Origin of the sequence: Nucisporomicrobium flavum, assembly GCF_016464385.1 — a bacterium.
In the GTDB taxonomy this organism is placed as follows: Bacteria; Actinomycetota; Actinomycetes; order Mycobacteriales; family Micromonosporaceae; genus Actinoplanes; species Actinoplanes flavus_A.
On record NZ_JADMLH010000016.1, the window covers coordinates 72,300 to 81,348 of the forward strand.

10 protein-coding genes and 1 pseudogene are annotated in these 9,049 nt (G+C 71.4%); 9 read left to right on the top strand and 2 right to left on the bottom strand.

Annotation, left to right across the window (positions count from 1 at the left end; genetic code table 11):
* The first annotated feature begins 260 nt into the window (after nucleotides 1-260).
* Nucleotides 261-551, top strand: a complete 291-nt coding sequence (gene clpS, locus IT780_RS30705) for an ATP-dependent Clp protease adapter ClpS (protein ID WP_199515309.1) — start codon at nucleotides 261-263, stop codon at nucleotides 549-551.
* Between the two features lie 40 nt (nucleotides 552-591).
* Nucleotides 592-1,098 carry a DUF2017 domain-containing protein gene (locus IT780_RS30710; RefSeq protein WP_199515310.1) on the top strand — a complete coding sequence of 169 codons (507 nt, stop codon included), beginning with the start codon at nucleotides 592-594 and terminating at the stop codon, nucleotides 1,096-1,098.
* Nucleotides 1,099-1,145: 47 nt separating this feature from the next.
* Here the strand turns inward: IT780_RS30710 and IT780_RS30715 are convergent, their stop codons facing one another.
* Complete coding sequence (locus tag IT780_RS30715) at nucleotides 1,146-2,012, bottom strand: aldo/keto reductase (RefSeq protein ID WP_199515311.1); 867 nt, start codon at nucleotides 2,010-2,012, stop codon at nucleotides 1,146-1,148.
* Between the two features lie 99 nt (nucleotides 2,013-2,111).
* Between IT780_RS30715 and IT780_RS30720 the strand changes: the two are divergent.
* From IT780_RS30720 to IT780_RS30730, 3 genes and pseudogenes are all read left to right on the top strand, one after another.
* Nucleotides 2,112-2,614: pseudogene (locus IT780_RS30720) on the top strand (M67 family metallopeptidase).
* Between the two features lie 62 nt (nucleotides 2,615-2,676).
* Nucleotides 2,677-3,036, top strand: a complete 360-nt coding sequence (locus IT780_RS30725) for a MoaD/ThiS family protein (protein WP_199515313.1) — start codon at nucleotides 2,677-2,679, stop codon at nucleotides 3,034-3,036.
* Nucleotides 3,037-3,040: 4 nt separating this feature from the next.
* The gene (locus IT780_RS30730) at nucleotides 3,041-4,006 is read left to right on the top strand and encodes a PLP-dependent cysteine synthase family protein (RefSeq protein WP_199515314.1); all 966 of its coding nucleotides are present in this window, start codon (nucleotides 3,041-3,043) and stop codon (nucleotides 4,004-4,006) included.
* Nucleotides 4,007-4,335: 329 nt separating this feature from the next.
* Here IT780_RS30730 and IT780_RS30735 read toward each other — a convergent pair whose 3' ends face one another.
* Entirely contained in the window at nucleotides 4,336-4,758 is a 423-nt protein-coding gene (locus tag IT780_RS30735) for a hypothetical protein (protein ID WP_199515315.1), read from the bottom strand.
* Nucleotides 4,759-5,017: 259 nt separating this feature from the next.
* Here IT780_RS30735 and IT780_RS30740 point away from each other — a divergent pair, with 259 nt between their 5' ends.
* The 4 genes from IT780_RS30740 to rdgB all read left to right on the top strand — a co-directional run bounded on the left by IT780_RS30740 (nucleotide 5,018) and on the right by rdgB (nucleotide 8,740).
* On the top strand, nucleotides 5,018-5,764 hold the full coding sequence (locus tag IT780_RS30740) for an MBL fold metallo-hydrolase (protein ID WP_199515316.1): 747 nt from the start codon (nucleotides 5,018-5,020) through the stop codon (nucleotides 5,762-5,764).
* A gap of 62 nt (nucleotides 5,765-5,826) precedes the next feature.
* The gene (locus IT780_RS30745) at nucleotides 5,827-7,161 is read left to right on the top strand and encodes a glycosyltransferase (RefSeq protein WP_504739625.1); all 1,335 of its coding nucleotides are present in this window, start codon (nucleotides 5,827-5,829) and stop codon (nucleotides 7,159-7,161) included.
* A gap of 239 nt (nucleotides 7,162-7,400) precedes the next feature.
* Nucleotides 7,401-8,129 (top strand): ribonuclease PH, encoded by a 729-nt coding sequence (gene rph / locus IT780_RS30750; RefSeq protein WP_199515317.1) that lies wholly within the window; start codon nucleotides 7,401-7,403, stop codon nucleotides 8,127-8,129.
* Entirely contained in the window at nucleotides 8,126-8,740 is a 615-nt protein-coding gene (rdgB, locus tag IT780_RS30755; protein WP_199515318.1) for an RdgB/HAM1 family non-canonical purine NTP pyrophosphatase, read from the top strand. Before rph ends, rdgB begins: the two co-directional genes overlap by 4 nt.
* Nucleotides 8,741-9,049 lie beyond the last annotated feature (309 nt).

Here is a 9,049-nt window from a genome sequence, read left to right on the forward strand (position 1 = left end):
CCGCATACGAAACGGTGAGTAATCAGACACCTGTTATGGCACCCGCACCGCCGATTACGGTTCGGCGGTGCCGGCGCGACGTGCCCGGGCCCTGCCTGGCGGGGCGGGCCCGGGCGCCTGCCGGCCGTTCCCGAAGCCCTTTTCGCAGGCGGTGGATCGGCGTGACTTCAGCGCTTCCACGACGTTCGACGCGGGTTCGTGACCGCGTCTTCCCTCGGCGGCCCGTCCCGTGCCCCGATCGGCGTGGCACGATGGGGGGCATGGCGATGCCTCAGGTCGCTCCTGTCGAGACGCCGCAGATCGAGGAGGTACCGGCTGATGACCGGCCGTGGGTGACGATCGTCTGGGACGATCCCGTCAACCTCATGTCGTACGTGACATGGGTCTTCCAGAAGCTCTTCGGGTACAGCCGCGACAAGGCTGAGGAGCTCATGCTCGACGTCCACAACAAGGGCAAGGCCGTGGTGTCGACCGGTGCCCGGGAGCGGATGGAGATGGACGCTTCCCAGCTTCATGGCTACGGTCTGTGGGCAACGGTGGACCGCGCGTGAATTGTCAGCTTCAGATCGATACTGGGCGGGTGATCGACTGATGTTCCGGCGCAACGGCAACCAATGTGTGGCCACGTTCGCCGTGGACGAGGTACGGGTACTGCGCAAGGTGGCCGGCGAGGTCGTCGGGCTGCTCATGGACGGCTTCGACCACACCGACCCCGTCGTGACGCGGCTGTTCCCGGACATCTACCCCGACCGGCCCGACGACTCCGCCGAGTTCCGCCTCTACACCGAGGGCGACCTGAAGACGGGCAAGATCGACCAGGCGGGCGCGATCCTCGCGGCGCTGCCGGACGACGGCCCGGGCGAGGTGCGCCTCGACGGCGAGGAGGCCGAGGCCTGGCTGCGCGCGATCAACGACGCCCGGCTGGCCATGGCGACCCGGCTGGACATCAAGGCGGACACCGACCTCGGCGACGAGCTCGACGAGGCCGTCATCCACGACCCGGGCTCGAGCCGGGTCTTCCAGCTCTCGGTGTACGCGTACCTCGGCTACCTGCAGGAATCGCTGCTCAACGCGCTCCCGGAGATCGAGGAACGCTGAGGGCGCCGGTTTCCCGGCGCCCCCGATCAACGCTTGCCCATTGCCGCTCAGTTGCCGGCGGCGTCCAGCTCGGCGAGCTCGCTGTCGTCGAGCACCAGCTCCGGCGCCTGCGCGGAGTCCTTGATCGATTCCGGCCGGCTCGCACCCGGAATGGGGATGACCACCGGGCTCTTCGCCAGCATCCACGCGAGCGTCACGCGCTGCGGGCTCACCCCGTGCGCCTCGGCCACCCGGCCGAACGCGCCGAAGCGCTCGCCCAGCTCGCTCGCCCGGGTGATGCCGCCCAGCGGCGACCAGGGCAGGAAGGCGATCCCCAGCTCGTCACAGAGCCGCAGCTCCGGCTCCGACGACCGGAACGCCGGCGAGAACTGGTTCTGCACCGAGACCAGCCGGCCGCCGAGGATCTCCTGGGCCTGCCGGATCTGCTGGACGTCGGCGTTCGAGATGCCGGCCATCCGGATCTTGCCCTCGTCGAGCAGGTCGCGGATGGCGCCGACGGACTCCGCGTACGGGACGTTCGGGTCCGGGCGGTGGAACTGGTAGAGCCCGATGGCCTCGACGCCGAGGCGCTTGAGCGACGCCTCGGCCGCCTCCCGCAGGTACGCGGGGGAGCCGTTCTGGGTCCACGAGCCGTCGCCGGGCCGCAGGTGGCCGCCCTTGGTGGCGACCAGCACGCCGGACGTGTCCCCGCCGTAACTCGCCAGGGCCTGGGCGATCAGGGACTCGTTGTGGCCCACCTCGTCGGCGTGCAGGTGGTACGCGTCCGCGGTGTCGATCAGCGTCACGCCGGCGTCCAGGGCGGCGTGGATGGTGCGGATCGACCGGTCGGTGTCGGGGCGCCCCTCGATCGACATCGGCATGCCGCCGAGCCCGATGGCGCTGACCTGGGTGTCTCCGATTGTTCGCTGCTTCATGTCCCCGGGACTACCCGCCGCGGTACCGGATACGCCAGCCGAACGTGCGTGAGGACTGCCACGCCCGCCGTACGCCCGCGTCACGGTAATGTGAACGACGTGCTGACCATCGACAGCGCGATCGTCGAAGCGATCGTCGCCCACGCCCGCCGGGACCACCCCGACGAGGCCTGCGGCGTGGTCGCCGGGCCGATCGGCAGCGACCTGCCGACGCGCCACATCGCCATGGACAACGCGGCGCGGTCGATGACGTTCTACGAGTTCGACTCGATGGAGCAGCTGCGGGTCTGGCGCGAGATGGACGACAACGATGAGGAACCGGTCGTCATCTACCACTCGCACACCGCGACCGAGGCTTATCCGTCTCGCACGGACATCTCGTTCGCCGGTGAGCCGGGCGCGCACTATCTGCTCGTCTCGACCCGTGAGCCGGACTCCGAGGAAATCCGATCGTTCCGTATCGTGGACGGTGTGGTGACCGAGGAAGAGGTCAACATCGTGGATGCGACGGTGGACGCGTGAGTATGAGTGCGGACGGGCACGCCGTCCAGTCGTACATGTTCGGGCAGAGCCCCGCGTCGGTCTACTACGAGTGTCGCTGAGCGTCACTTCCGACCTGCCCCCGAACGTCTCTCGGCACACTCTTTCTAGGAGCATGACAGTCATGGCTATCGAAGTTCGCGTCCCGACCATCCTGCGCAGCTACACCGGCGGCGCGAAGGTCGTCGAGGGCTCCGGCGACACGCTGTCCGGCCTGATCGACGACCTGGACGCCAAGCACTCGGGCCTCAAGGGCCGGCTCATCACCCCCGAGGGTGGCCTGCACCGGTTCGTCAACATCTACGTGAACGACGAGGACGTCCGCTTCCTCGGCGCGCTCGACGCCAAGGTCAGCGACGGCGACTCCGTCACCATCCTCCCGGCCGTGGCCGGTGGCGCCCTCGGCTTCGCCGCGGCGGCCGCCCTGCTCGGGCGCCCGTCCAACCACCCCGCCACCGCCCCTGGCACGACTGAAGGCGAGTAACCCGGTGGCTCGCTACGAGAGCCTTCTGGACGCGTGCGGGGGCACGCCGCTCGTCGGCCTGCCCCGGCTGTCACCGACGGTGCCCGAGGGGGCGCCGCCGGTGCGGCTCTGGGCCAAACTCGAGGACCGCAACCCGACGGGCAGCATCAAGGACCGCCCGGCGCTGTTCATGGTGCGTGAGGCGGAGGAGTCCGGCCGCCTCCGCCCCGGCGACACCATCCTCGAGCCGACCAGCGGCAACACCGGCATCTCCCTGGCCATGGTCGCGAAGCTGCGCGGCTACCGGCTGGTCTGCGTGATGCCGGAGAACGTCTCCGCGGAACGCGTCCAGCTGCTCCGCATGTACGGCGCCGAGATCATCTTCTCGCCGGCGGCGGGCGGCTCCAACCAGGCCGTCGCGACGGCGAAGCAGATCGCGTCGGAGCACCCGGACTGGGTCATGCTCTTCCAGTACGGCAACCCCGGCAACGCCCGCGCCCACTACGAGACGACGGGCCCCGAGCTGCTGCACGACCTGCCCACGATCACCCATTTCGTGGCGGGCCTGGGCACCACGGGCACGCTCATGGGCACGGGTCGCTACCTGCGCGAAAAGGTGGAGGGCATCCAGATCGTCGCGGCGGAACCCCGCTACGGCGAACTGGTGTACGGCCTCCGCAACATCGACGAGGGCTACGTCCCGGAGCTCTACGACGCGACGGTCCTGAACCGCCGCTTCTCAGTAGGCACCCGCGACGCCGTCCTCCGCACCCGCCAGCTCGTCGAGGTGGAAGGCATCTTCGCCGGCTTCTCCACGGGCGCGATCCTGCACGCGGCGCTGGCGGTGGCCCACGAGGCGGTCAAGGCAGGCAAGCGCGCAGACGTGGCATTCGTAGTGTGCGACGGCGGCTGGAAGTACCTGTCGACCGGCGCGTACGGCGGAACCTTGGCGGATGCCGAGGACGCGCTGGAGGGGCAACTCTGGGCCTGACGGGTCACCGGGCGGCGGCTGAGCCGCCCGGACCCGTCACCAGCCTGCGCGCCCGGTTGAGCCCGCTCGGCAATCGCCAGCCTGGGCCGTAGGGCAGGCTGGCACGCGGGCCGTCAGCATGCGGGCGAGGTGCCCGGACCGTTGGCACTCGCCGGTTGTCGGCGGCGGTCTGTCCCGCTGTTGGCGGCGGCCCATCTGCTCGGATCCGTCTGCGGCCGCCTGCTCGGATCGTCAGCTGCTGTCGGGACCATCGGCGGAGTGCTCGGACCGCCGCCTCGACCGCGATGCCGGCCATTCTCCTCAGGGCTCGGAGGGCGACCCTTTAAAGCTCAGTAGGCGACGGCGAGCATCACGTCCGCTGCCAGCGGCACGGCCGCGCCCAGCAGCAACAACCACGGCAGTACCCGCCGGTGGATCGACAGGAAAGCGCCCACTGACAGCGCCACGCTCACCATGCCGAGGAATGCCAGCACCCACGTGTACCAGCCGGGCGCCCCGCCGCCGATCTGCGACACCAGCCCGCGGATGCCGATGCCGACCCCGGTGAGGCCCAGCAGCGCCGCGTAGATCGACATGCCGAGCAGGCGGCGGGCGCCCGGGGCCGGGTCGTCGGCGGCCGGGAAGCGGAACAGGACCTCCTCGTCGCTGAGCTCCGTACCCGCGGGGCCGGTGGGTTCCCAGCCGAACGGCACGACCTCCGGCGCCGTTACCTCCCGTGTACGGGCCTGTTCCTGCACCTCGGTCGTCGTCACTTTCGCCCCTCCGATTTGCCCGGTGTCGTCCCTTCACCCTGTGCAACGGGCGCGACTCACGAGGCGTAACGCGACCGAAAATGACCCAGCTCACGGCGGGTGTGACATACGTTGTCGATTTAGCGACAAATCGATCAGACGTTTACGTGACGCGCTGGTCCCGGCGTAGGCTGCGCAGCGTGATTGACTGGTCTGCATTCCCAGCCGAGGGGCGGGCGGTGGGAACGTGGACGACCGAGCGTGAACCAGAGGAACCCGCATGCGACTGACCGTTCTCGGCTGTGCCGGCAGTTTCCCCGGCCCCGAGTCGGCCTGTTCCGCCTATCTCGTCGAGGCCGACGGCTTCCGGCTGCTGATCGACTTCGGCTCCGGCTCCCTGTCCGCACTCCAGCGGTACGCGGGCATCGACGCCGTCGACGCGATCCTCCTGACCCACCTCCACTGCGATCACATGCTCGACGCCTGCACGTACGTGGTGGTCCGCCGTTACGCCCCTGGCGGCCCGATGCCCCCGCTGCCGGTCTACGCGCCCCTGGGTGCCGCCGAGCGCATCTCCGCCGCGTACAGCGCGGAGAACGAGCCGGTCGACGACGTGTACACGTTCTACGGGTTGCAGCCCGGCACATTCCCCATCGGTCCGTTCACGGTCACCGCGGACCGGGTCAACCATCCGATCGAGACGTACGGCGTCCGCGTGGAGCACGACGGCCACGTCCTGGCGTACTCGTCGGACACCGCGCCCTGCGAACCGCTGCTGCGCCTGGCGCAGGGTGCCGACCTCTTCCTGTGCGAGGCCAGCTACCTCGACGGCGTGGTCAACCCGCCCGACCTGCACCTCACCGGCCGCGAGGCGGGCGAGGCCGCCACCAAGGCCGACGTCGGCCGCCTGCTGCTCACCCATCTGGTTCCCGCCTGGGGTTCGGAGGCCTCTACTGTGGAGGCCGCCTGCGCCGCGTACGCGGGTCCGGTTGAGGTGGTCCGCCCGGGTGCCCGCTACGATCTCTGAGCTTGCCGAGGGGACGGCACGAGCGCACCATCGGAATCGATTGTGACCTTGGAAGGCCCTGCATGACCGACCGCACCGAACTGCGCTTTCCGTCCGCGGGCAACGGCCGTATCGGTGAGGGCCAGGAGGTCATGCCCAGCAGGCCGGGCATGACCGGTCGATCGAGGGGCGGGCGCGGACTGCGCATCGTCCGGCTGGCGAACTTCGTCTCACCTCGTTCCGGCGGTCTGCGGACCGCGCTGCGCCACCTCGGCGAGGGCTATCTGAGGGCGGGTCACGAGCCGATCCTCATCGTGCCGGGGCGTGAGCGTTCCGACGAGATGACCGAGCAGGGCCGCGTGATCACGCTGCCGGGCCACCACCTCCCTCGGACGGGCGGCTATCGCGTGCTCGCCGGCCGCCGGGAACTGACCCGGCTGCTGGACCAGCTCGGGCCCGATCGCATCGAGGTCTCCGACCGGTCCACGCTGCGCTGGACGGGCCGCTGGGCGCGCGAGCGTGGGGTCGGCTCGATGATGGTGTCCCACGAGAGCCTGGCCGGCCTGCTCGGCGTCTGGGGCATGCCGCACCGGGACTCGCTCGCCGACCGGCTGAACCGGCGGACGGCGGAGACCTTCGACCAGATCGTCTGCACCACGGCCTTCGCGGCGGCCGAGTTCCGCCGGCTGGGCGTGCCGAACCTCGTGGAGATCCCGCTCGGGGTCAACCTGCGCCAGTTCCATCCCAGCCGCCGGGACGCGGCCCTGCGGGAGCAATACGCCCGCCCCGACGAGCTCCTCGTCGTCTACTGCAGCCGCCTCTCCGCGGACAAGCGCCCGGAGCTGGCCGTCGACACGATCGGCGCGCTGCGGGCCGCGAAGGCTCCCGCCGTGCTCGTCATGGCCGGCGACGGTGCACGCCGGGCCGCCCTCGCCTACCGCTCGGCCCGCCTGCCGGTCCGTTTCGCCGGCCACATCACCGACCGGGACGCCGTCGCGGCCCTGCTCGCCACCGCGGACGTGGCCGTCGCGCCGGGCCCGGTGGAGACCTTCGGGCTGGCCGCCCTGGAGGCTCTGGCCTGCGGCACGCCGGTCGTCGTGAACGCCGCCAGCGCGCTCCCCGAGGTCGTGGGGGAGGCGGGCATGGCCGTGCCCGGGACTCCGGAGGCGTTCGCGGAGGGCGTACGCCAGCTCATGGAGCGTCCCGAGCCGATCCGCCGCGCCGCCGCGCGGGCCCGGGCCGAACTGTTCGGCTGGCCGCAGGCCGTCGAGGGGTTCCTGCGGGCACATGGAGCACAGCCGGTGCTTCGCCCGCCGACCGTGATGGCCCGGCAGAGCGTGCGGGCGCTGCGCCCGGCGGTGCCTGCCACGGTCGCGACCTCCACCGCCTGGGCCGCCGCTTCCTCGGATCATCTCTGACCCCCTTTCTCGCGGCTCGAAGCATGGCAGGCCGCCGGGGATCGGGGCCGGGTTGTCCACATCAGCCCGAGGCGCCTGTCACGCTGTCCACGGGCCGGCGGCACCCGGTCCGGCGAAAGCGGCCGTGACCAGGGGCGAGTTGTCCACAGGGCGGCGCCTCGGCCGCCGGGGCGGCCCGTTGTCCACAGGCCCGGCACCCGGCGGCGCGAACCCGTCACGTTCCGCCTAGGCTCTTGGCCATGGCACGACCCGACGGCCGAGAGCCGGATCAACTCCGTCCCGTGACCCTCACCCGCCGGTGGAGCATCCACCCGGAGGGATCGGTGCTGGTCGAGTTCGGCAACACCCGCGTCCTGTGCACCGCCAGCGTGACCGAGGGCGTGCCCCGCTGGCGCAAGGGCTCCGGCCTGGGGTGGGTCACCGCCGAATACGCGATGCTGCCGCGCGCCACGAACACCCGCGGTGACCGCGAGAGCGTCAAGGGCAAGGTCGGCGGCCGCACCCAGGAGATCTCCCGCCTGATCGGGCGCAGCCTGCGCGCGTGCATCGACCTGAAAGCGCTCGGCGAGAACTCGATCGTCCTGGACTGCGACGTCCTGCAGGCCGACGGCGGCACCCGCACGGCCGCGATCACGGGGGCCTACGTGGCCCTGCACGACGCGGTGACCTGGCTCGCCGACCGCAAGAAGCTGGCCGGCAAGCCGGCGTCGGTGCTCCACCGCTCGATCCAGGCGGTCAGCGTCGGCATCATCGCGGGCGAGGCCCGTCTCGACCTGATGTACGACGAGGACGTGGCGGCCGAAGTCGACATGAACGTCGTGTGCACCGGCGACGGCGACTTCGTCGAGGTCCAGGGCACCGGCGAGGCCAACGTGTTCCGCCGCGACCAGCTCGACGCCCTGCTCGACCTGGGCGTTCTCGGCTGCGCGGAGCTCGCCGCCGCCCAGCAGAAGGCCCTCGCGTCGTGAGCGCCCGCCTGCTGCTGGCCACGGCCAACAAGAAGAAGCTCGTCGAGCTGCAGCGCATCCTCGACCTCGCGCTCGGCACCGGGCGGACGCAGCTCGTCGGGCTCGGCGACTTCCCCGACTATCCGGACGTGCCGGAGACCGGTCTCACGTTCGGGGAGAACGCGCTCATCAAGGCCCGCGAGGGAGCGTCGCGCACCGGCCTGCCCACGGTCGCCGACGACTCGGGCCTCGCCGTGGACGCCCTCAACGGCATGCCCGGCGTCTTCAGCGCCCGCTGGTCCGGCGGGCACGGCGACGATCAGGCGAACCTCGACCTCGTCCTGGCCCAGATCGGCGACGTGGCGGACGAGCACCGCGGCGGCGCCTTCGTCTGCGCGGCGGCCCTGGTCCTGCCCAACGGCCGCGAACACCTCGTCGAGGGCCGCCAGACCGGACGCATCCTGCGGGCCCGGCGCGGCACGGGAGGCTTCGGGTACGACCCGATCTTCCTGGGCGACGGCCAGGACCGGACCAACGCGGAGCTCAGCCCGGCGGAGAAGGACGCGATCAGCCACCGGGGGAAGGCCTTCCGGGAGCTGGCGAAGGTGATCGCCAAGGAACTGCCCCGCTGAGCCGTCGAAGGGCCGCCCGAGCGCGCCCGCCCGAGACCGCGCGCCCGCCCGAGCGCGCCCGCCCGCCCGAGCGCGCCCGCCCGAGACCGCGCGCCCGAGACCGCGCACCCGCCCGAGCCCGCCCGAGCGGCCGAACCTAGCCGTGCCCGCCCGAGCGGCCGTGCCTGCCCGAGCGGCCGTGCCTGCCCGAGCGGCCGTGCCTGCCCGAGCGGCCGTGCCTGCCCGAGCGGCCGTGCCTGCCCGAGCGGCCGTGCCCGCCGGCCCGCCCGAGCAGGATCGCCCCGGCGAGACTGCTCCCTCTACCATTCC